This is a genomic window from Nocardioides sp. SYSU D00038, from assembly GCF_016924665.1.
Classification (GTDB): domain Bacteria; phylum Actinomycetota; class Actinomycetes; order Propionibacteriales; family Nocardioidaceae; genus Nocardioides.
On sequence record NZ_JAFFJT010000007.1, the window covers coordinates 394,435 to 414,657 of the forward strand.

25 protein-coding genes are annotated in these 20,223 nt (G+C 73.0%); 11 read left to right on the forward strand and 14 right to left on the reverse strand.

Annotated elements, in window-relative coordinates; translation table 11 throughout:
* Positions 1-13: 13 nt before the first annotated feature.
* Both JT721_RS04095 and hflX read right to left on the reverse strand, forming a co-directional pair.
* A complete protein-coding gene (locus tag JT721_RS04095; RefSeq protein ID WP_205471617.1) occupies positions 14-709 on the reverse strand; it encodes a GDSL-type esterase/lipase family protein in 696 nt (231 codons plus the stop codon).
* 98 nt (positions 710-807) lie between these two features.
* Entirely contained in the window at positions 808-2,322 is a 1,515-nt protein-coding gene (hflX, locus tag JT721_RS04100; protein ID WP_205471618.1) for a GTPase HflX, read from the reverse strand.
* Positions 2,323-2,400: 78 nt separating this feature from the next.
* On the opposite strand from hflX, the gene JT721_RS04105 reads away from it, so the two are divergent.
* Positions 2,401-3,036: a nucleoside/nucleotide kinase family protein gene (locus JT721_RS04105; RefSeq protein ID WP_307827874.1), complete on the forward strand. Its 636-nt coding sequence runs from the start codon at positions 2,401-2,403 to the stop codon at positions 3,034-3,036.
* A gap of 137 nt (positions 3,037-3,173) precedes the next feature.
* Here the strand turns inward: JT721_RS04105 and JT721_RS04110 are convergent, their stop codons facing one another.
* The 6 genes from JT721_RS04110 to JT721_RS04135 form a co-directional block, all read right to left on the reverse strand.
* Complete coding sequence (locus JT721_RS04110) at positions 3,174-3,950, reverse strand: SDR family NAD(P)-dependent oxidoreductase (RefSeq protein ID WP_205471619.1); 777 nt, start codon at positions 3,948-3,950, stop codon at positions 3,174-3,176.
* A 75-nt stretch (positions 3,951-4,025) separates the two neighbouring features.
* Positions 4,026-4,877: a diaminopimelate epimerase gene (gene dapF / locus JT721_RS04115; RefSeq protein ID WP_205471620.1), complete on the reverse strand. Its 852-nt coding sequence runs from the start codon at positions 4,875-4,877 to the stop codon at positions 4,026-4,028.
* The gene (locus JT721_RS04120; RefSeq protein ID WP_205471621.1) at positions 4,870-5,508 is read right to left on the reverse strand and encodes a pyridoxamine 5'-phosphate oxidase family protein; all 639 of its coding nucleotides are present in this window, start codon (positions 5,506-5,508) and stop codon (positions 4,870-4,872) included. Before JT721_RS04120 ends, dapF begins: the two co-directional genes overlap by 8 nt.
* A 37-nt stretch (positions 5,509-5,545) precedes the next feature.
* A complete protein-coding gene (ggt, locus tag JT721_RS04125) occupies positions 5,546-7,360 on the reverse strand; it encodes a gamma-glutamyltransferase (protein ID WP_205471622.1) in 1,815 nt (604 codons plus the stop codon).
* Positions 7,361-7,464: 104 nt separating this feature from the next.
* On the reverse strand, positions 7,465-8,010 hold the full coding sequence (locus tag JT721_RS04130; RefSeq protein WP_205471623.1) for a dihydrofolate reductase family protein: 546 nt from the start codon (positions 8,008-8,010) through the stop codon (positions 7,465-7,467).
* Positions 8,007-8,948 (reverse strand): helix-turn-helix domain-containing protein, encoded by a 942-nt coding sequence (locus JT721_RS04135; protein WP_205471624.1) that lies wholly within the window; start codon positions 8,946-8,948, stop codon positions 8,007-8,009. The genes JT721_RS04130 and JT721_RS04135 overlap by 4 nt, the downstream gene beginning before the upstream one ends.
* 140 nt (positions 8,949-9,088) lie before the next feature.
* On the opposite strand from JT721_RS04135, the gene JT721_RS04140 reads away from it, so the two are divergent.
* Positions 9,089-9,685, forward strand: coding sequence for a dihydrofolate reductase family protein (locus JT721_RS04140; protein WP_205471625.1), 597 nt, complete (start codon positions 9,089-9,091; stop codon positions 9,683-9,685).
* Here the strand turns inward: JT721_RS04140 and JT721_RS04145 are convergent.
* A complete protein-coding gene (locus JT721_RS04145; protein ID WP_205471626.1) occupies positions 9,669-10,658 on the reverse strand; it encodes a serine hydrolase in 990 nt (329 codons plus the stop codon). The genes JT721_RS04140 and JT721_RS04145 overlap by 17 nt on opposite strands.
* Positions 10,655-11,581: a tRNA (adenosine(37)-N6)-dimethylallyltransferase MiaA gene (gene miaA, locus JT721_RS04150; protein WP_205471627.1), complete on the reverse strand. Its 927-nt coding sequence runs from the start codon at positions 11,579-11,581 to the stop codon at positions 10,655-10,657. Before miaA ends, JT721_RS04145 begins: the two co-directional genes overlap by 4 nt.
* Positions 11,582-11,644: 63 nt before the next feature.
* Between miaA and JT721_RS04155 the strand changes: the two genes are divergently transcribed.
* Genes JT721_RS04155 through JT721_RS04170 form a run of 5 tightly spaced genes read left to right on the forward strand, consistent with a single transcriptional unit; the run spans position 11,645 to position 12,998 of the window.
* Complete coding sequence (locus tag JT721_RS04155) at positions 11,645-11,848, forward strand: antitoxin (RefSeq protein WP_205471628.1); 204 nt, start codon at positions 11,645-11,647, stop codon at positions 11,846-11,848.
* Entirely contained in the window at positions 11,845-11,973 is a 129-nt protein-coding gene (locus JT721_RS21230) for a hypothetical protein (RefSeq protein WP_275898690.1), read from the forward strand. Before JT721_RS04155 ends, JT721_RS21230 begins: the two co-directional genes overlap by 4 nt.
* Complete coding sequence (locus JT721_RS04160; RefSeq protein WP_205471629.1) at positions 11,970-12,440, forward strand: NUDIX domain-containing protein; 471 nt, start codon at positions 11,970-11,972, stop codon at positions 12,438-12,440. The genes JT721_RS21230 and JT721_RS04160 overlap by 4 nt, the downstream gene beginning before the upstream one ends.
* A 14-nt stretch (positions 12,441-12,454) precedes the next feature.
* Complete coding sequence (locus JT721_RS04165) at positions 12,455-12,706, forward strand: hypothetical protein (protein ID WP_205471630.1); 252 nt, start codon at positions 12,455-12,457, stop codon at positions 12,704-12,706.
* 19 nt (positions 12,707-12,725) lie between these two features.
* Positions 12,726-12,998, forward strand: coding sequence for a hypothetical protein (locus JT721_RS04170; protein WP_205471631.1), 273 nt, complete (start codon positions 12,726-12,728; stop codon positions 12,996-12,998).
* 281 nt (positions 12,999-13,279) lie between these two features.
* On the opposite strand, the gene JT721_RS04175 is transcribed toward JT721_RS04170, so the two are convergent.
* Together JT721_RS04175 and miaB are read right to left on the reverse strand one after the other, a co-directional pair.
* Complete coding sequence (locus JT721_RS04175) at positions 13,280-14,011, reverse strand: peptidase E (RefSeq protein ID WP_205471632.1); 732 nt, start codon at positions 14,009-14,011, stop codon at positions 13,280-13,282.
* An 18-nt stretch (positions 14,012-14,029) separates the two neighbouring features.
* The gene (gene miaB / locus JT721_RS04180) at positions 14,030-15,505 is read right to left on the reverse strand and encodes a tRNA (N6-isopentenyl adenosine(37)-C2)-methylthiotransferase MiaB (protein ID WP_205471633.1); all 1,476 of its coding nucleotides are present in this window, start codon (positions 15,503-15,505) and stop codon (positions 14,030-14,032) included.
* Positions 15,506-15,739: 234 nt separating this feature from the next.
* Between miaB and JT721_RS04185 the strand changes: the two genes are divergently transcribed.
* The 4 genes from JT721_RS04185 (at position 15,740) to JT721_RS04200 (ending at position 19,097) form a co-directional block, all read left to right on the forward strand.
* Positions 15,740-16,516, forward strand: a complete 777-nt coding sequence (locus tag JT721_RS04185) for an amino acid ABC transporter ATP-binding protein (RefSeq protein ID WP_374220861.1) — start codon at positions 15,740-15,742, stop codon at positions 16,514-16,516.
* Positions 16,517-16,566: 50 nt separating this feature from the next.
* On the forward strand, positions 16,567-17,457 hold the full coding sequence (locus JT721_RS04190) for a glutamate ABC transporter substrate-binding protein (protein ID WP_205471634.1): 891 nt from the start codon (positions 16,567-16,569) through the stop codon (positions 17,455-17,457).
* A gap of 93 nt (positions 17,458-17,550) precedes the next feature.
* The gene (locus tag JT721_RS04195; protein ID WP_307827875.1) at positions 17,551-18,234 is read left to right on the forward strand and encodes an ABC transporter permease subunit; all 684 of its coding nucleotides are present in this window, start codon (positions 17,551-17,553) and stop codon (positions 18,232-18,234) included.
* On the forward strand, positions 18,231-19,097 hold the full coding sequence (locus JT721_RS04200; protein ID WP_205471635.1) for an amino acid ABC transporter permease: 867 nt from the start codon (positions 18,231-18,233) through the stop codon (positions 19,095-19,097). Before JT721_RS04195 ends, JT721_RS04200 begins: the two co-directional genes overlap by 4 nt.
* A gap of 15 nt (positions 19,098-19,112) precedes the next feature.
* On the opposite strand, the gene JT721_RS04205 is transcribed toward JT721_RS04200, so the two are convergent.
* Positions 19,113-19,589, reverse strand: a complete 477-nt coding sequence (locus JT721_RS04205) for a hotdog fold domain-containing protein (protein ID WP_205471636.1) — start codon at positions 19,587-19,589, stop codon at positions 19,113-19,115.
* 63 nt (positions 19,590-19,652) lie between these two features.
* Positions 19,653-19,913, reverse strand: a complete 261-nt coding sequence (locus JT721_RS04210; RefSeq protein WP_205471637.1) for a metal-sensitive transcriptional regulator — start codon at positions 19,911-19,913, stop codon at positions 19,653-19,655.
* Positions 19,914-20,223: the final 310 nt, after the last annotated feature.

Genomic DNA, 20,223 nt, shown 5'->3' on the forward strand with positions numbered 1-20,223 from the left:
GCCCGACGCGCCGCTACTCGGCGGGCAGTCGTGCGGCGACCGCCGCGCCGAACGCGCGGTGCCCGTCCTCGGTGAGGTGGAGGCGGTCGTCGAGGTAGGACAGGTCGAGGTCGGTGGTGGAGACGTAGGCGACGCCGTGCTGCTCGCTGAGCTCGGCGAGCAGCGCGTCGATGCGGGGTACGCCGCGCGAGCGGCTCGGGGCGGCCGCTGGCCCGACGACGACGACCGGCGCGCCAGTGCCGTCGAGCACGCGGAGCAGGTCGCGGAAGCCCCGGGCGACCAGGCGCTCGGGCTGGTCGACGTCGTTGAGCCCGCCCTCCACCACGACCAGGCCGGCGCCGCCGGCGACCGCCGCGGCGGCTCGGGCCGCGAACGCGACCGCGGCGCCGCACGGGGAGGCGCCGGCGCTGAACCCGGAACCCGAGAAGCCGTCGACGTGCACGCGGCCGGGCAGCTGCGAGGGCCACGAGCGCTCGGGGCGCTCGAGGCCAAGGCCCACCGACCAGGAGTCGCCGATCACCACGACCCGCTCGCCGGTGCCTACGTCGCGCTCCGCCCGCGTCGACGCCGCGGCCGCGAACCGCTCGCAGCGGTCGGCGTCCGCGCTGCTGGCCCGGCCGGCGAGGTGGAGCGAGAGCCCCGCGGCCACCACGACCAGGCACACGCCGACGAGCAGGCGGCGGCGCGCGGCCAGGACGGGGAGGAGCACGGTGTCATTCTCGGTGGGGCGACCCTCGGGTCACATGGCGAACATGGGGGATCCGGGGTGGCCCGATCGGGCCACCACCGGGGCGCGGGCTGCGCAGGTCAGACGGCGTACGCCGCCAGCTCGCCGGCCAGGCGCTCGGTGGCCCGCCCCGACACCACCGTGCCGTCGCCGGTGTGCTCGATCGACTCGATCTCGCCGTGCTGGTGGAGCTTGTCGATGAGGTCGCCGCGGTCGTAGGGCAGCAGCGCCTTGAACTCCACACCTGGGCGGGGCAGCTCGCCCTCGACCACGGCGAGCGCCTCGGCGATGCCCTCGCCGGTGCGGGCGCTGACCACGACCGAGTGGGGCTCGCGCTGCCGCAGGCGGGCGATCACCATCGGGTCGGCCAGGTCGGCCTTGTTGATCACGACCAGCTCGGGCACCTCGGCGGCGCCGACCTCGGCGAACACCTCGCGCACCGCCGTGATCTGCCCCTCCGGGTCGGGGTGGGAGCCGTCGACGACGTGCAGGATCAGGTCGGCGTCGGCGACCTCCTCGAGGGTGGAGCGGAACGCCTCGACCAGCTGGTGGGGCAGGTGCCGCACGAATCCGACGGTGTCGCTCATCGTGTAGACGCGGCCGTCGGCGGTGGTGGTGCGGCGGGTGGTCGGGTCGAGCGTCGCGAAGAGGGCGTCCTCGACCAGGACGCCGGCGTCGGTGAGCCGGTTGAGCAGCGAGGACTTGCCGGCGTTGGTGTAGCCGGCGATCGCGACGGCCGGGATGGCGTTGCGCCGCCGCTCGGCGCGCTTGGTGTCGCGGGTGCCCTTCATCGCGGCGAGCTCGCGGCGCAGCTTGGCGATCTTGGTGTTGATCCGCCGTCGGTCGGTCTCGATCTTGGTCTCACCCGGACCGCGGCCGCCGATGCCGGCACCCGCGGCGACCCGGCCACCGGCCTGGCGGGACAGGTTGCCGCCCCAGCCGCGCAGCCGCTGCTTCATGTAGCTGAGCTGGGCGAGCTCGACCTGGGCCTGGCCCTCGCGGCTCTTGGCGTGCTGGGCGAAGATGTCGAGGATCAGCGCGGTGCGGTCGACGACCTTGACCTTGAGCCGGTCCTCGAGGTTGCGCAGCTGGCTGGGTGCGAGCTCTCCGTCGCAGATGACGGTGTCGGCGCCGCTGGCCTGGACGATCTCGGCGATCCCCTCCACCTTGCCGCGTCCGACGTACGTCGCGGGGTCGGGGGACTGCCGGCGCTGGTAGATCGCGTCGAGCACCTCCGAGCCGGCGGTCTCGGCGAGCAGGGCCAGCTCGGCCATGGAGTTTTCGGCGTCCTCGACGGTGCCGTCGGTCCAGACGCCGACCAGGACCACCCGCTCCAGCCGGAGCTGTCGGTACTCGACCTCGGTGATGTCCTCGAGCTCGGTGCGCAGGCTCGCGACCCGGCGGAGCTGGTGGCGCTCGGCGAGGTCCATCGCGCCGGTGGTGGGGTCGAGCTCGGGGTCCGGCGCGTCGAGGTCGGCGCCCGTCCCGGGGTCGTCGCCGGGGTCGTCGCCGGGGTCGTCGGCGTCGTCCCAGGCCGTGGTCTGCTCGAGCTCGTCGTCGAGGTCGAAGTGGGTGAGGTCGTGTGCGTTCGTCATACGCCTTCCAGAGTAGGTTCTCCGGTTCAACACTGGCGAGTCCTTATCCATGCCCGACCCTGGTGGGAGGCTGACCGGGTGGACCCGATCCGGCTCTCCCCCGACGGTCGCGAGCTCGACCCGCTGCTGGCCGCGTTCACCGGGCGGCTGCTGGGCGTCTCCGGTGCGCCGGGTGCCGGGAAGTCGACGCTGGCGGCCGAGCTCGCCCGCCGCACAGGCGCGGTCGTCGTGCCGATGGACGGGTTCCACCTCGCCGACGTCGAGCTGGTGCGCCGCGGGCTGCTCGACCGCAAGGGCGCCCCGGAGACCTTCGACGCGGCGGGGTACGCCGCGCTGCTCGCGCGGGTTCGGGTGGCCGACGAGGTCGTGATGGCGCCGGCGTTCGAGCGCGACCTCGAGCAGCCTCTCGCAGGGGCCATCGCGGTCGACCCGGCCGCGCCGCTCGTGGTCACCGAGGGCAACTACCTGCTGCTCGACGAGGACCCCTGGCCCCGGGTGCACGCCCGCCTCGACGCGGTCTGGCACGTGGTGACCGAACCGGTCGTACGCCGCCGCCGGCTCCTCGCGCGCCACGTCGCCTCCGGCAAGTCCCCCGCCGCCGCCGAGCAGTGGGTCTCCCGGGTCGACGACCCCAACGCCGTCATCGTCGACGCCACCGCCTCCCGCGCCGACCTGGTGGTTGAGCTGACCTCCTGGGCGCCCTCGCCGGGATAGTCCCTGACGTTCTGGCCCCCTGGACGGCCGCCAAGGGGGCCACTTCGTCAGGGACTACCGCTCCGAGCCGCACTCCCGGACGCGGACGAGGCCCCGCTCCCCCGAGGGGGCGGGGCCTCGTCGTACGTGGGTTCGCGCTACTTGGGGGGCATCCGGATGCCACCGTCGACGCGGATCACCTCGGCGTTCATGTAGCTGTTGGTGATGCACTCGACGACCATGCTGGCCAGCTCGTCCGGGACGCCGAGGCGCTTGGGGAAGAGCACGCTCTCGCCGAGCTTGGCCTTGAACGCCTCGGAGTCGGGGCCCTCGCCGTAGATCGGGGTGTCGATCAGGCCGGGGGCCACGGTGTTGAGCCGGATGCCGGCCGCGGACAGGTCGCGGGCCACCGGCAGGGTCATGCCGACGACACCGCCCTTCGACGCGGAGTACGACGCCTGGCCGATCTGGCCGTCGAAGGCCGCGACCGAGGCGAGGTTGACGATCGCGCCGCGCTGACCGTCGGCGTCCGGCTCGTTGCGGCTCATCACGCTGGCCGCCTGGCGGACGACGTCGAAGGTGCCGATCAGGTTGATCTGGATGACCTTGGTGAACGCCGCCAGGTCGTGGGCAGACTCGATCTGGCCGTCCCGACCGATGGTGCGCTGGGCCCAGCCGATGCCGGCGGAGTTCACGACCGCGCGCAGCGGGGCGATCTCGGCGGCGGCGTTGACCGCGGCGGTGATCTGGTCGGTGTCGGTGACGTCGACCTGGGCGAAGACGCCGCCGATCTCGTGGGCGAGCGCCTCACCCTTCTCGGCCTGCAGGTCGGCCACCACGACGACCGCGCCCCGGGCGGCGAGCTGGCGGGCGGCGGCGGCGCCGATGCCCGACGCGGCACCGGTGACGATGGCGGATGCTCCGTTGATGTCCATGCCCCGGAGCATAGGCGACCGAGACAGCGGCACTGTCACGGTGCTGCGCCGGTGCGGGCGCGGTGCCGGGTGGGCCTAGAGCGAGGTCGTCCCGCTCGCGACGAGCACCGCCGGGCCGGTGAGCAGCACCCGGTCGTCGGCGGTCCAGGTGACCGTCAGGGTGCCGCCGGGGACGTCGACCCGGTACGCCACGTCGCGCCCCGCTCGGTCGACGCCGTCGGCCAGGGCGGCGGCGACCATCACCGCGCACGCGCCGGTGCCGCACGACCGGGTCTCGCCCGAGCCGCGCTCGTGCACCCGGAAGGCCACGTGCCGCTCCCCCACCGGCAGCACGAACTCCACGTTCACGCCGTCGGGGTAGACCGCGGGGTCGTGGCGTGGCGGTTCGAGGAGCGGACCGGCGTCGTCGAGGGAGGAGACGAACGCGACGGCGTGGGGGTTGCCCATGTCGACGTGGCGGGCCGCCCAGGTCACCTCGCCCACGCCGACGGTGGTGTCGCCGAGCACCTTCGGGGTGCCCATGTCGACGGTGGCCAGGTCGCCGTCGAAGGTGACGGTCTTGACGCCGTCGCGGGTGCCGATCGGCAGCGGCCGGTCCGCCGGGGCGAGGCCGGCGTCGACCAGGTGGCGGGCGAAGACCCGGACCCCGTTGCCGCACATCTCCGAGACCGACCCGTCGGCGTTGCGGTAGTCCATGAACCACTCGCTCGCCGTGCCGCGCGAACCCTCCGAGCAGGCGAGCGCGTCGTACGACGCGGTGCGGATCACCCGGAGCACGCCGTCACCACCGATGCCGGCCCGCCGGTCGCACAGGGCGGCGACCCGGCCGGGGTCGAGCTCGCCGTGCACCGTGCCGTCGTGGTCGGGCAGCAGCACGAAGTCGTTCTCGGTGCCGTGCCCCTTGAGGAACGCGTAGGCCTCAGCCATAGAGGCCTCGCGCGTAGTTCTCGGGGCGGTAGTAGTCGTCGAGCTGCTCCAGGGTCATCCCGCTCGGCTCGACGCGCTGGGCCACCACGGCGCGGCGCGGCACCCGGCCCTCGGGGTCCCAGGTCTCCGGTCGCCACAGCCCCGAGCGCAGGAACGCCTTGGCGCAGTGGAAGAAGAGGTCCTCGATCTCGACCACCACCGCCAGCACCGGGCGGTGACCCTTGACCACCATCTCGTCGAAGAACGGCGCATCGCGGACCAGGCGTGCCCGGCCGTTGACGCGCAGGGTGTCGCCGCGGCCGGGGATGAAGAAGTTCAGCCCGACGTGGGGGTTGGCCAGGATGTTGCGGTAGCCGTCGGCCCGCCGGTTGCCCGGCCGCTCCGCCAGGGCGAGAGTGCGGTCGTCGATCACGTGCACCAGCCGACCCGCGGGGTCGCCCTTGGGCGAGGCGTCGCAGCTGCCGTCGGCGCCTGCGGTCGCCATCACGCAGAACGGCGACGCGGCGAGCCACTCGCGGTCGACGTCGAGCAGCGCCGGGCGCGACTTGGTGATCGCGCGCTCGTGGGGCTCGCCCAGCAGCTCGACGAGCTCGTCGACGCTGGTGATGGCGGTCCAGGCCTCGGTGGTCACCCCTCCAGCGTAGGTGGCACCGAGGCCCGGCCGCCTCTCAGTTCGGTTTGACGACCCGCGCCGAGCCGCCACCGCGACGGGTCGGCTCGGCGACGACGGTGAGCACGCCGCCCGGACCGATCTCGATCGCCGTCGCAGCGCCGATCTCGGCGGCGCTGGTGAACGCGTCACCGGCCGGCACCAGCGAGTGGCCGAACGGCGCGAGCGCGCCCTGCCAGGCCTCGATGAACGCCGGCTCGGCCGTCACGTCGGCGGTGTTGCGCTGCGAGGCCCGGGGCGCGGCCAGCGCCTGGGGCAGCGTCATGCCGAGGTCGAGCCGGTTGACCAGCGTCTGCAGCACCGTGGTGATGATCGTCGAGCCGCCGGGCGAGCCGAGGGCCAGCACCGGCCGGCCGTCCTTGACGACGATGGTCGGCGACATCGAGCTGCGCGGCCGCTTGCCGGGCTGGATCCGGTTGGGGTCGGCGGGGTCGTAGACGGTGGAGAAGTCGGTCAGCTCGTTGTTGAGCAGGAAGCCGCGGCCGGGCACCACGATCCCCGACCCCCCGGTCTGCTCGATCGTGAGCGTGTACTCCACGACGTTGCCCCACTTGTCGGTGACGGTGAGGTTGGTCGTCTCGACGTTCTCGGTGTCGGGCGCAGCGCGTCCGGCGGCCTGCTCGGGGCAGGGACCGTCGCCGGGGGTGGCGTCGCCCGCGGCCACGGGCTTGGTGGCGGCCTGCTCCGGGTCGAGGGCGCAGGCCCGCTCCGCGCCGTAGGCGTCGGAGAGCAGGGCGGTCAGCGGCACCGACGTGAACGCCGGGTCGCCGACGTAGCGGCCCCGGTCGGCGAAGGCCAGCGCGCTCGCCTCGAGGTAGTGGTGGAGGGCCGCCGCCTGCGGCATCTCGCCGAGGTCGAACTGCTCGAGGATGTTGAGCGCCTCCGCGACGGTGGTGCCGCCGCTGGAGCTCGGCCGCATGCCGTAGACGTCGTGGCCGCGGTAGGTCGAGTGGGTCGGCGGCCGGTTGAGCGCGCGGTACTTCTCCAGGTCGGTGCGCATCATCCTGCCGACCGGCACCGGGAGGTCGGTCAGCCCGCTCCTGGGTGGGAACCGCGTGGCCCGGGCGATCTCCCGGGCGAGGTCTCCGCGGTAGAGCTCGCGGACGCCCTTGCGGGCCAGCAGCTCGTAGGTGCGGGCGAGGTTGGGGTTGCGGAAGCGCTCGCCGATGCGGGGCACGCCGTTGCGGCCGTTGATCCGCAGGAAGGTGTTCCTGGTCGAGGTGAAGGTCTTGAACCGCTCGCGGTTGTCGATGGTCTGCTGGCGGAAGGTCTTGTCGACCACGAACCCGTTGCGGGCCAGCTTGGTCGCCGGCCTCAGCGCGCGCGGCAGCGACCAGGTGCCCCACTGGCGCAGCGCCTTGTCCCAGGTGGCCGGGGTGCCAGGCACGCCGACCGAGACGCCGCTGGTCACCAGGTCGGGCGTGAACGGGTAGGGCTTGCCGGTCGCGGGGTCGACGAACGCGTTGGCCCGCATCCGGGCCGGCGCGGTCTCGCGACCGTCGATCGTGTGCACCCGCTTGGTCTTGGCGTTGTAGAAGACGAAGTAGCCGCCTCCGCCGATGCCGGCGGAGAAGGGCTCGGTGACGCCGAGCGCGGCGGCCGCCGCGACCGCGGCGTCGACGGCGTTGCCGCCCTGCTTGAGCACGCTCTGCCCGACCTGCGAGGCGTAGGGGTCGACGGTGGCGATGCCGCCACCCGTGCCGGTGCGGGTGGGCGCCTTGGGTGGCTGCGGCTCGGCCGCGGCCGGGGACTGGACGGCGGCGAGCGCACCCGCCGTGACGAGGAGCGCGATCGACGCGCCGAGGACCTTCATGCTTCCTCCCGAGTGAGGTTGCCGGTGCGGACAACCTAACCCCTGGCGTCGACGGTGCGCACGGGTCAGGGGCACAGGTCAGGCGCACGGGTCAGGCGCACGGGTCAGGTGCGCGGACCGACCACGGCGTAGCGGGCGCAGGCGAAGTCGCCGTTGCGGGCCAGCTCGGTGAGCTTGAGGTCGAAGCGCCGGGGGAACAACGGCCGGCCGGCGCCGAGCGTGACGGGCGCGATCGAGACCACGACCTCGTCGAGCAGCCCGGCCTCGGCGAACTGGGCGGCGAGGTCGCCCCCGCCGACGACCCACACGTCCTTGCCGCCGGCCGCCTCCACCAGGTCGGCGTGCACCTGCTTCACCTCGCCCTGCGCGAACCGGACGTCGGCACCCTCGACCGTGCGCAGCCCCTCGGCGTGGGTCATCACCCAGGCCGGCATGGCGTACGCCCACGGCTCGCCCGACTCGGCGAGGTGGTCGAGCACCCACTCGTACGTCGTGCGACCCATCACGATCGCGCCCACGCCGGCGATGAAGTCGTCGTAGCCGAACGGCCCGTCGGCCTCGACGTCCTGGACGAACAGCCAGTCGAGGGAGTCGTGCTCGTCGGCGAGGAAGCCGTCGAGGGTGGTGGCGGTGTAGAAGGTGGTCTTCACGCGAGTCCTCCGGTGCGGCGTCGTAGCCAGGTGATCGGGTCGGGGTCGGGCAGGTCACCGGCCGCGCCGGTGCCGGCCAGCATCAGCCGCACCAGCTGGCGCCGGTGGGCCGAGAAGGTCAGGACGTGGGCGAGCACGCTGCCGAGCACGAAGCTCTCGGGCGGGTCGCAGAGTGCGTCGACGAGCCGATCACCCCACGCGCCGCGCCGCTCGACGTCGCGCACAATCGCCAGCCACCGCGGCGCGACCTCGTCGTGACGGCGGGCCAGCTCGACGGGGTCGTCGGCGTCGTCCGCCGAGAGGTCGGGCAGGTCGGCGCCCTCGATCGAGGCCAGCCAGATCTCGCGGGTGTGCACCAGGTGGGTCATCACCTGCGCGACCGACTCGTCCGGGCCGTCCCACGGCAGCGGCATCGAGCCCGGTAGCCGCACCCGGCGGTACTCCTCCTCGGGAAGCCCCTTCACCACGTCGAGCAGGTCGCGCACGTCGTCGAGGTCGTGGTGCACCAGCAGCGCGGTCACCTCCGAGGCCGACCCCGCGCCGGGCCGCTCGGCCTCGGCGCTGTCGACCCACAGCGACATCGGCGGGTGGAAGTGGATGCCGTTGGGCGCCGGCAGCCAGTGGTGCGCGGCCGGGTGGCTCGGCGGGTGCCCGAACGCGCGGGCGTAGGCCCGTGAGAACCCCTCGACGCTGTCGTAGCCGGCCGCGAACGCCGCCTCGGTCACCGACGAGCCGCCGGCGATCTGCCAGGCGGCGCGCTCGAGCATCACCCGGCGGCGCATCGCCACCGGCGGCTCGCCGGCGTCGCGGGAGAGCTGGCGGCTGAAGTGGAACGGCGAGGAGTACGCCCCACCCGCCATGTCGTCGAGGGTGCGGTTGTCCTCGTCGAGCACGGCGTCGAGCAGCTCGCGCAGCCGGTCGCGGCCCTGGTCGGTCATGACCTCATTCTCGGGCGTGCGCGACGTCGTCCGCCTGACCGTTCTTGCGCCGGTGGCCGGCTCGGGACCGGCCGCCTGATGGGTACGGCCCGATGGGTACGGCCCGATGAGTACGGCGCCCACGGACGGTCTGTCCCGGCATGACCCGCGTGATCGGCGACATCTCGGTGTCCATCGACGGCTTCGTGACCGGACCCGACCCCGCACCCGACCTCGGGCTGGGCCGCGACGGCGAGGCGCTGCACGCCTGGGCGCTGGTCAGCGACCACCCCGTCGACCGCCAGGTGCTGGCGCGCAGCACCGTCGAGAGCGGCGCCGTCGTGATGGGTCGCACGCTCTTCGACGTCATCGACGGTCCGCAGGGCTGGGACGACCAGATGGGCTACGGCGCCGACCAGGTCGGGCGGCCGGCGTTCGTGGTCGTGACCAGCGACCCGCCGGCCTCGGTGCGGCTCGGCCTCGACTTCACCTTCGTCGACACCCCGGCCGCGGCCGTGGAGCGGGCCCGGGCGGCCGCCGGCGACAAGGACGTCGTGGTGATGGGCGGCGCACGGACCGTGCGGTCGTGCCTCGAGGCCGGGCTGCTCGACGAGCTGCGCCTGCACGTCGCGCCGGAGGTGATGGGCGCGGGCACCCCGCTCTTCGCCGACTCCGGTCGGCACCGGCTCGAGCAGCGGCAGGTGGAGGTCTCGCCGCACGCCGTGCACGTGACCTACGCCGTCAGGCCAGCGACCTGACCAGCCGCCAGCCGAGCCCGTCGACGCTCCGAGCCCGGGCGCTGAGCACCACCGCGTCACCGGTCGCGGGCACCACGGCCGCGAACGAGCGGTAGCCGCCGGTGCCGCCGTTGTGCCAGAGCACGTCGTGCGGCACGCGGAACGTCGCCGGCCCCTCGTCGCCGCGGGTGACCAGCCAGCCCAGGCCCACCCCGCCGGCGCGGCCGAGGTCGTGCCGCTGCCGGGCGGTCTCGCGTGCTGCGTCGGCGAGGGGCCCCGTGGCCGCGGGGTCGTGGATCGCGAGGAAGTCGAGCAGGTCGGTCGCGGTGGCGCAGACGCCGCCGGCGGCCGCGAGGCCCGCCAGGTGCCAGCGTCCCGCGGGTCGACCCCACCAGCCGTGACCCGGCGCCAGCCGGTGCTCGGCGGCCGGCGGCAGGTCGACCCAGGCGTCGTCGAGCCCGAGTGGGCCGGTGATCCGGGTCGCCACCAGGTCGGCGTACGACGTGCCGGCGGCGTGCGCGAGGGCCCGGCCGAGCAGTCCCGCACCCCAGTTGGAGTAGAGGAACCGCTCCCCCGGCGGCCGGGTGGGCGCGGTCGCCGGGATCGCGCGGAGCACGGCGTCGTCGTCGAGGGCGGCGTAGGGTTCGCGGCGGTCGACCGACCCACGGCCGAGGCCGGCCGGCAGCCGCGGCAGCCCGGAGTGGTGGGTGGCCAGGTCGGTCAGCGTGATCGGGCGGCCCACCACCGGCGGCGCGACCGGCAGGTGGGCGGCGACGGGATCGTCGAGCCCGACCACCCCCTCGGTGGCCAGCAGGGCCAGCAGCGTGGCGGTCCAGGTCTTGGTCACGGAGCCGATCTCGAAGACGCTCGCGGCGCCGTCGGGCAGGTCGCCGCGGACCCAGGTGCGGCTCGCGCCACCGGCGCGGACGGCGACCACGAGCGGCCGGTCGGGGGCGTGGTCGTCGACCACCTGGGCGGCGCGGGAGAGCGTCACGCGAGCACGGTAGCGAGAGCCCGGTCGACGAGGTCGGGCGCGTCGTGGGGCAGCCAGGTGATGCGCGGGTCCTTGCGGAACCAGGAGTCCTGGCGCCGGGCGAAGCGGCGCGTCGCCGCCTTGGTGCGCTCGCGGGCCTCGGCCTCGGTGAGCTCGCCGGCCAGCACCGCCATCGCCTCGCGGTAGCCGATCGCCCGGCTGGCCGTGCGACCCTCGGCCAAGCCGCTCGCCAGCAGGTCGCGCACCTCGTCGAGCAGGCCCCCGTCGTACATCGCGTCGACCCGGCGCTCGATGCGGGCGTCGAGGGTGGGCCGGTCGACGTCGACGCCGACCTGCACGGTGCGGGGGTCGACGTACTCCAGCACCGGCAGCGTCGCGGTGAACGGCCGGCCGGTCAGCTCGATGACCTCCAGGGCGCGCACCGTGCGGCGGCTGTTGTCGACCAGGATCCGGTCGGCCGCCTCGGGGTCGAGTCGGCGGAGCCGGTCGTGCAGCGCCGCCGCGCCGGCGTCGGCCAGCTCGGCCTCGAGCCGGGCGCGTACGGCGTCGTCGGTGCCGGGGAACTCGAAGCGGTCGAGCACCGCGCGGGTGTAGAGCGCCGAGCCGCCCACCAGCACCGGCGTCCGCCCGCGACCGCGCAGTGCGGCGATCGTCGCCCGGGCCCAGCCCTGGAACTCCGCGACCGAGGCCGGCTCGGTGACCTCGAGCCGGTCGAGGAGGTGGTGGGGAACCCCGCGGCGCTCGGCGAGGGGCAGCTTGGCGGTGCCGATGTCCATGCCGCGGTAGAGCTGCATGGCGTCGGTGTTGACGACCTCGCCGCCCAGCCGCTCGGCCAGGTCGAGCGACAGCGCGGTCTTGCCCGACGCGGTGGCGCCGACCACCGCCACCACCGGGGGCTCGGCGGTGGTCGGGTCGACGGGCATGTCAGTAGTGTGGCAACGACCGTGGCGCATCGGGTGCCGCACTCCTCCGTGAGGGGCTGGACCATGGGCTTCTTGGACAACGCCAAGGACAAGCTGCAGGACGCCGTCGACAAGCACGGCGACAAGGTGGCCGACGGCATCGACAAGGCCGCCGACGCCGTCAACGCCAGGACCGGCGGCAAGCACGAGGGCAAGATCGAGCAGGGCGCGGCCAAGGCCAAGGACGCCCTCGACTCCCTCGACGGCAAGAACGACGACATCCGGTGACCTCGACCCCCACGCCCCCCGGCGAGCACGACGGCGAGCTGCCTGACGGCACCGAGCCGAGCGAGGCCGAGGAGGCGCTCCAGGAGGAGAACGCCGAGACGTCCGCGGACCAGCCGTCGACGTGAGCCCGCCCGACCACGGCCGGTTCACGGTCGTGCCGGCGTCCTACGTCTTCCTGCTGCGCGAGGGCGACGCCGGCACCGAGGTGCTGCTCCAGCTGCGCCAGCACACCGGATACATGGACGACCACTGGGCCGCGGCCGCCGCCGGCCACGTCGAGCGCGGCGAGACGGCGTACGACGCGGCCCGTCGCGAGGCCGCCGAGGAGATCGGCGTGACCGACGTCGACCTCACCTTCGTCACCTCGATGCAGCGCACCCGACACGCCGACCCGATCGACGAGCGCATCGACTTCTTCTTCACCGCGCGGTCCTGGTCGGGCGAGCCGACGATCCTCGAGCCGGCCAAGTGCGCCGAGCTGCGTTGGTGCCGGCTCGACGCGCTGCCCCACCCGGTGGTGCCCCACGAGCTCGCCGTGCTGAATGGGCTGCGCGAGGGCGGGCAACCGGCGTACTCCACGTTCGGCTTCTGATCCGGAGGACCTGCATGACCCAGGACGGCGACCTCGGCCCCAAGCCCGAGGCGGAGATCGAGCCCGGCGAGCCCAACCCGGGCGGCGCCGACGCGGTCCCGGACGACGACGGCCCGGCGCCCCTGCCGGCCGACCTCGCCCCGGAGGACAACCCCGCCATCGACGAGGAGGAGCGCCCCGACGCCCTCTCGGAGGGCGAGGACACCGAGACCGAGGCCACCAAGGACGGCGAGGGCCTCGACCCCGAGGACGAGTCGCCGGTCTGACCGTGGGTACCGGTGGGTCATGACCGGACACGAGCAGGAGACCGACCTCCGGGACTCGAACCCGAGCCTCGAGGGCGACATGGGCGTCAGCAGCGAGCGGGTCGGCCACGCCGGCCCGGGCCAGACCGGCACCGACGGGGTCCGCTACACCGGGCCCGCCGACGCGCCCGACGACCCCGCCCCCGAGCAGTCCGCCGGCGGGCCCGAGGAGAACCCAGACGGCCGCCCGCCCAAGGCCGGCTACCCCTCGCTCGACCCGCGCTCGGAGGAGCATCCCTTCCACGCCGGCTGAGGGTGCCGCAGCCGGTGCCCCTGGGGGTGGTTCCGGGCAGCGGTGAGTGAGCCGCCGTTCTCGCGCATCGGTCCGCGGCCCGCCCACCGCCGCCCGGCGGGTGGTTCCGGGCGGCGGTGAGTGAGCCGCCATTGCCAGACCGCAAACCGAGGCCTGCCCACCGCCACCCCGCCGCCGGCCGCAACTCCAGGCAGCGGTGAGTGAGCCGCCGTTCTCGTGCCGCAAACCGAGGCCTGCCCACCGCCACCCAGCCGCACCGCGCCCGCCGACCAGACCCAGCGTCAGCGCAGCAACCGCACCGGAAGCTCGGTCTCGACAGCGGTGCCGTCGGGCCCGCGCTCGACGAGGTACGCGGCCTTGCCGTCGACCTCGGTGAGCGCCTCGACCATCTCGGTGCCGCGGTAGAGCACGCCGACGCCGTCGTCGGTCGCGTAGCCGGCCGGCAGCGTGCCGTCGGCGACGAGCCGGTGGTAGAGCGGGCGGCGCTGGGCCTCGGAGTCGTAGTGGACGCCGTTGGAGTACGGCACCAGCGCGAGGCCGTTGTCGATCGGACGCAGCTCCGGCCCGAACGAGTCGGTGGTGCCGCCGACGTGCCAGCACAGCGACCCCGCGGAGACGCCGGTGAGCACGACGCCGGCCTCCCAGGCGGTGCGCATCGCGACGTCGAGGCCGTGCAGCCGCCACATCGCCAGCAGCCCGGCGACGCTGCCGCCCCAGACCCACACCACGTCCTGGGCCAGCAGGTGCTCGGTCACGTCGGGGACGTTCGGCATCGAGAACAGCTGGAGGTGGCTGCCCTGCCAGCCGGCCTCGTGGGCCATGTCGTGGAAGTCGCGGATGATCGCCGGTTGGTCGCCGCACGCGGTCGCGAGGAACGTCACCCGCGGCGCCCGGCCGGTGACCCCGGCGAGCTCGACGGCGTGGTGGGTCAGCGGCCCCGCGGAGTAGCGGGTGCGCGCGCCGGCGACGACCCCACCCGAGGTCGCCAGGATCGTGGGAGCGTCGGCTGGCACCAGGTCAGGGTAAAGGGATCAGCGGCAGGCCGGGGCCGCCGGCAGCGGGGCGGGTACGCCGACCGTCGGCATGCCGAGGCCCACGCCGGCCGAGACGGGCGCCGCCGTGCGGGCCTCCCAGGCGTCGCCCGACCGGGTGCGCCGCACCGACGCGACGCCGTCGGCGACCAGGTGGTGGGGGGCGGCGTAGGTGATCTCCGTGGTGACCACGTCGCCCGGGCGCACCGGCTCGGCGGGCGCGGCGAAGTGGACCAGGCGGTTGTCGGGGGCGCGGCCGGAGAGCCGCAGCGTCTCGGCGTCCTTGCGACCCTCGCCCTCGGCGACCATCAGGTCGACGGTCCGGCCGACCAGTCGCTTGTTCTCGTCCCAGGCGACCCTGCTGACGAGCTCGGCCAGCCGGCCGTAGCGGTCCTTGACCACGGCCGGGTCGACCTGGTCGGGCAGGTCGGCGGCGGGGGTGCCGGGGCGCTTGGAGTACTGGAACGTGAAGGCGCTGGCGAAGCGAGACGCGGCCACGACGTCCAGCGTCTGCTGGAAGTCCTCCTCGGTCTCGCCCGGGAAGCCGACGATGATGTCGGTGGTGATCGCAGCGTCGGGCATGGCGGCACGCACCCGCTCGATGATCCCGAGGAACCGCTCGGAGCGGTAGGAGCGCCGCATCGCGCGCAGCACCCGGTCGGAGCCCGACTGCAGCGGCATGTGCAGGCTGGGCATCACGTTGGGGGTCTCGGCCATCGCCTCGATCACGTCGTCGGTGAACTCGGCGGGGTGGGGCGAGGTGAACCGCACCCGCTCGAGCCCCTCGACCTGGCCGCACGCGCGCAGCAGCTTCGAGAACGCCTGCCGGTCGCCGAACTCCACGCCGTAGGCGTTGACGTTCTGGCCCAGCAGGGTGATCTCGCTGACGCCCTCGGCCACGAGCGCCTCGATCTCGGCCAGGATCTCGCCGGGCCGGCGATCCTTCTCCTTGCCGCGCAGGCTCGGGACGATGCAGAACGTGCAGGTGTTGTTGCAACCCACCGACACCGACACCCAGGCGGCGTACGCCGACTCGCGGCGGGTGGGCAGCGTGCTCGGGAAGACGTCGAGCGACTCGAGGATCTCGACCTGCGCCTCCTCCTGCACCCGGGCCCGCTCGAGCAGCACCGGCAGCGAGCCGATGTTGTGGGTGCCGAAGACGACGTCGACCCAGGGCGCACGCTCGGTGATCGTGGTGCGGTCCTTCTGCGCCAGGCAGCCGCCCACCGCGATCTGCATGCCCGGCCGAGCCGCCTTCACGGGGGCGAGGTGGCCGAGGTTGCCGTAGAGCTTGTTGTCGGCGTTCTCGCGCACCGCGCAGGTGTTGAACACGACGACGTCGGCCTGCTCGCCGGCGGGCGCGGCGGCGTAGCCCGCGTCCTCGAGCAGCCCGCTGAGCCGCTCGGAGTCGTGGACATTCATCTGGCACCCGTAGGTGCGGACCTCGTAGGTGCGGGGTGCTGCGGTGCTGGTCATGACCGGTCAAGGGTACGGCGGGCGGCTCGGTGACCCCGAATCCCGCCGCGGCACGCGGACCTCTCGGCCAGAACCTCGACCTCTCGGCCAGAACTCCGGCCGAGAAGTGGGGGTTTCCCCGGTGAACCGGGGAAACCACCACCCGGGGCGCCACCCACCAGGATGGTCACGGACTGGTGTCGGTGGCACCCCGGCCATGGCCCACCCGGACCAGATGGCGCTAGGGTCCGCCGCATGACTCTCGCGGCGGAAGGTGCGACCTCGGCAGCCACCGGCGAGCCGCTGGTCGTGCTCGACCACGTCGACAAGTGGTTCGGCGACCTGCACGTCCTGCGCGACATCAACCTCACCGTCAACCGCGGCGAGGTGGTGGTCGTGATCGGGCCGTCGGGGTCGGGCAAGTCGACGCTGTGCCGGGCGATCAACCGGCTGGAGACCATCGACAAGGGCTCGATCAGCCTCGACGGCGAGCCGCTGCCCCAGGAGGGCAAGGAGCTCGCCAACCTCCGCGCCGAGGTCGGCATGGTCTTCCAGAGCTTCAACCTCTTCGCCCACAAGACGATCCTCGAGAACGTCACCCTGGGGCCGATCAAGGTGCGCAAGCAGGACAAGGCGCAGGCCGAGACCGAGGCCCGGGCGCTGCTCGACCGGGTGGGGGTCGGCCACCAGGCCGCCAAGTACCCCGCGCAGCTCTCCGGCGGCCAGCAGCAGCGCGTCGCGATCGCCCGCGCCCTCGCCATGCACCCCAAGGTGATGCTCTTCGACGAGCCCACCTCCGCACTCGACCCCGAGATGATCTCGGAGGTCCTCGACGTGATGGTCGACCTCGCCAAGGGCGGGATGACGATGATCGTGGTCACCCACGAGATGGGCTTCGCCCGCACCGCCGCCGACCGCGTGGTCTTCATGGCCGACGGCGCGGTCGCGGAGGAGAACACCCCCGACGAGTTCTTCACCAACCCCCGCAGCGACCGGGCGAAGGACTTCCTGGGCAAGATCCTGCGGCACTGACCCCACCGTCGGCCACCACCGACTCCAGCCGACAACCAAGGAGAGATGCAATGCGAAGGATGAAGTTCCGGGCGGCCGCGGCAGCGGTCCTCCTCGCAAGCGCCCTGGCCGCGTGCGGCGATGCCGGGGAGGACACCGAGGGCCGCGACGTCGAGGCCAACGAGAACGCCGCCGAGGAGTTCGACGACGGCACTCGCATGAAGGAGCTCGCCGAGGCGGGCACCATCAAGGTCGGCGTCAAGTACGACCAGCCGGGACTCGGCTTCATGGAGGCCGGTGGCGACGTGCCCACCGGTTTCGACGTCGAGATCGCCAAGCTGCTCGTCGCCGACCTCGGCATCGACCCCGACTCCGACAACGTGGAGTGGGTGGAGACCATCTCCGACAACCGCGAGCCGTTCCTCCAGGAGGGTCGCGTCGACCTGGTGCTGGCGACGTACTCGATCACCGACGAGCGCCGCCAGGTCGTCGGGCAGACCGGCCCGTACTTCGTGACCGGCCAGCAGCTGCTCGTGCCGTCGGACTCCGACGTCGAGAGCATCGACGACCTCAAGGGCCAGGAGGTCTGCTCGGTGACCGGCTCGACCTCCATCGACCGGATCAACGAGGCGGGCGCCAAGGGTGTCGGCTTCGACAGCTACTCCGAGTGCGTGCAGAAGGTGCTCGACGGCACCGTCGCGGCGATGTCGACCGACGGCACCATCCTGGCCGGCTTCGCGGCCCAGAACGAGGGGCAGCTGAAGGTCGTCGGCGAGGAGTTCTCCGAGGAGCGGATCGGCGTCGGCTACAGCAAGGACCGGCCCGAGATGTGCGAGTGGATCAACGACGTGCTCGAGGACTCCTTCGAGGACGGCTCCTGGGCCGAGGCCTTCGAGCTGACCCTCGGCCCGTCGGGCGTCGAGACGCCGGAGCCGCCGGCGCTCGACGAGTGCGCTGCCTGAGCCACCACTCCTGATGACTGACCCGTCCGGGACGGCGCGGCACCGCCCGCGCCGTCCCGGACCCTGCTCGCCACCCGGAAGGGGGACGACCCGGTGAACGCCGTGCTCGACGACCTCGACGCCTACCTCCAGGCCTTCGGCTACACGCTCGCGCTGTTCGTGATCTCCGGCCTGCTGTCACTGGTGCTCGGCACCGTGCTCGTCGCGATGCGGGTCGGCCCCGTCGCGGTCCTCCGCGCGGCCGCGACGACGTACGTCACCACGGTGCGCAACACGCCGCTGGTGATCGTCTTCGCCTTCTTCGCCTTCTTCGCACCGATCATCAACATCCGGTTCACCTGGCTCGACGTGCACATCGGCCGCTTCGACTTCACCGAGCTGTTCGGGGCGGCGGTGGCGTCGCTGTCGCTCTACACGTGCACCTTCGTGTGCGAGGCCCTGCGGGCCGGGGTCAACGCGGTGCCGCTGGGCCAGGCGGAGGCGGCGCGTGCGATCGGCCTCCCGTTCGGCGGCGTAATGACCAACGTGGTGCTCCCGCAGGCGTTCCGGGCCGCGCTGCCGCCCCTCGCGAGCGTGCAGATCGCGCTGATCAAGAACACCTCGGTCGCGGCCGTGTTCGGGGTCGCCGAGGCGGTCGCGCAGATGCGCACCTTCACCAACAGCTTCGCCAGCCAGCGACTCGGGATCTTCATCGCCTTCGCCATCGGCTACATCGTGCTCGTGGAGGTGGTCTCGTTCGCCGCGGCCCGGGCCGAGCGACGATGGAGGATCGCATGAGCGGCAGCAACGTCCTCTTCGACGCCCCGGGCCCGCGCACCGTCGCGCGGCACCGGGCCTACAGCCTGGTCGCGCTGGTCGTGGTCGTGGCCGTCCTGGCCTGGGTGGTCTACAAGCTCCACCAGGCCGGCCAGTTCGAGGGCGACAAGTGGGAGGTCTTCGTGACCCCTCGCTACCTCGAGGTGATCGTGGTCGACGGCCTGCTGCAGACCCTGAAGATGGCCGGCCTCGCGGTCCTGGGGGCGGTCGTGCTCGGGTTCGTGCTGGGTATCGGCAAGCTGTCCGACCACCGGTTGCTGCGCTGGCCCTTGTGGCTGGTCGTCGAGTTCTTCCGGGCGGTGCCGGTGCTCCTGCTCATGATCTTCGCCTGGTACACGCTCGGCATCTCCGAGCCCGGCACGTCGTTCTGGGCGGTGGTCATCGCGCTGACGCTCTACAACGGGGCGGTGCTGGCCGAGGTCCTGCGCGCGGGGGTGCTCGCGGTCCCGAAGGGCCAGGCGGAGGCGGCGTACGCCCTCGGCCTGCGGAAGACCCAGGTGATGAACATCGTGCTGATGCCGCAGGCGGTGAAGATCATGCTGCCGGCCATCATCAGCCAGTGCATCGTGGCGCTGAAGGACACCGCACTCGGGCAGTACGTGCTGGCGCCGGGACTGACCCGGATCTACCGCCAGATCTACCTGCAGTTCGACAACCGCGTCCCCACCATGATCGTGATCGCGGGGATCTACATCGTGGTCAACCTGGCGCTCTCCTGGCTCGCGACCTGGCTGCAGAAGCGGCTGGTCGGCGAGAAGAACCCGCTGGACCTCACCCGGGTCGGCAACCAGCAGGGCGGCGAGAACACGGGCGGGGCCGCCTGACCCCCGCCAGATCCGCTACTTCTTGGACGTCACCCAGAGGTTGATGGTGCCCTCGATGACCACAGTGCCGTCGTCGCGCACGCCGCGCACCCGCACCGGCAGGTCGGGGTCGTCGGAGGCCCACTGCGCGGCGTCGGTCTCGGCGATGCAGGTGATGTCGCTGGTCGCCTTCGCCGTGTAGGAGACCTCCATGCCCTTGGGGATCCAGCGCCTGTCGGCCGGGATCGTCGCCTCGGCCAGTGCACCCATCGCGGCCTCGAGGCCGTTGCAGAGCGCGATCGCGTGCACGGTGCCGATGTGGTTGTGGACGCCGCGGCGCTTCGGGATCACCAGCTCGGCCCGGTTGGGCTCGATGACGGTGAACCGCGGCCGGATCGAGGCGAAGTACGGCGCCCGGCGGGTGAAGGCGAACGAGAACAGCCGGGTGCCGAGGAGGTCACCGACGACGGGCAGGCGCGAGGTGGTGCGCCACAGGGAGAGGACCTGGCTCATGGGGCCAGACATTACCCGTCAGTAACAAGGAGTGCCAGCGCGGGGCGGGCCGGCCCGCGGGCGTCAGGCCAGGGAGAGGAAGAACTTCTCCAGCTGGGCCAGCTCGTCGTCGCCGACGTTGCCCTCGGCTGCGTGGCGGCGCAGCTCGGCGGCGATCATCGAGAACCCCGCCCGGTCGAGCGCGCGGGTCACGGCCTTGAGCTGGTTGACGACCTCCTGGAGGTCGCGGCCCTCCTCGAGCATCCGCAGCACGCCGGCGAGCTGCCCCTGGGCGCGCTTGATGCGGTTGACGACCGCCGTCATGTCGGGACCCTCAGTGGCCATGGGTGAAGAACCTCTCCGAGAAGCAAGTGCAGCAGGGGCATGGCGCTGCTACGGTTTGGGCGACGAAATACCCGGCTGGGTATCCGTGCGCTGGGTGACCGTCCGTGGTCGGCCCCTCGGGGGGAGCTTCCCCCCGCTTCTCTCGAGGGGCCGTCCTCGGTCGGTCGCCGTGACAACGCAGCGTGGGACCAATCGTTACGTGAGGACGTCGCCGACCCGCAAGGTCTGACCCTCGATTACCCAATTGATCGTAAGTCTGCGACGCGCCGGGGCGCCGCGCGTGGGCTCCCGCTCCGGCGTGCTAGCCGCT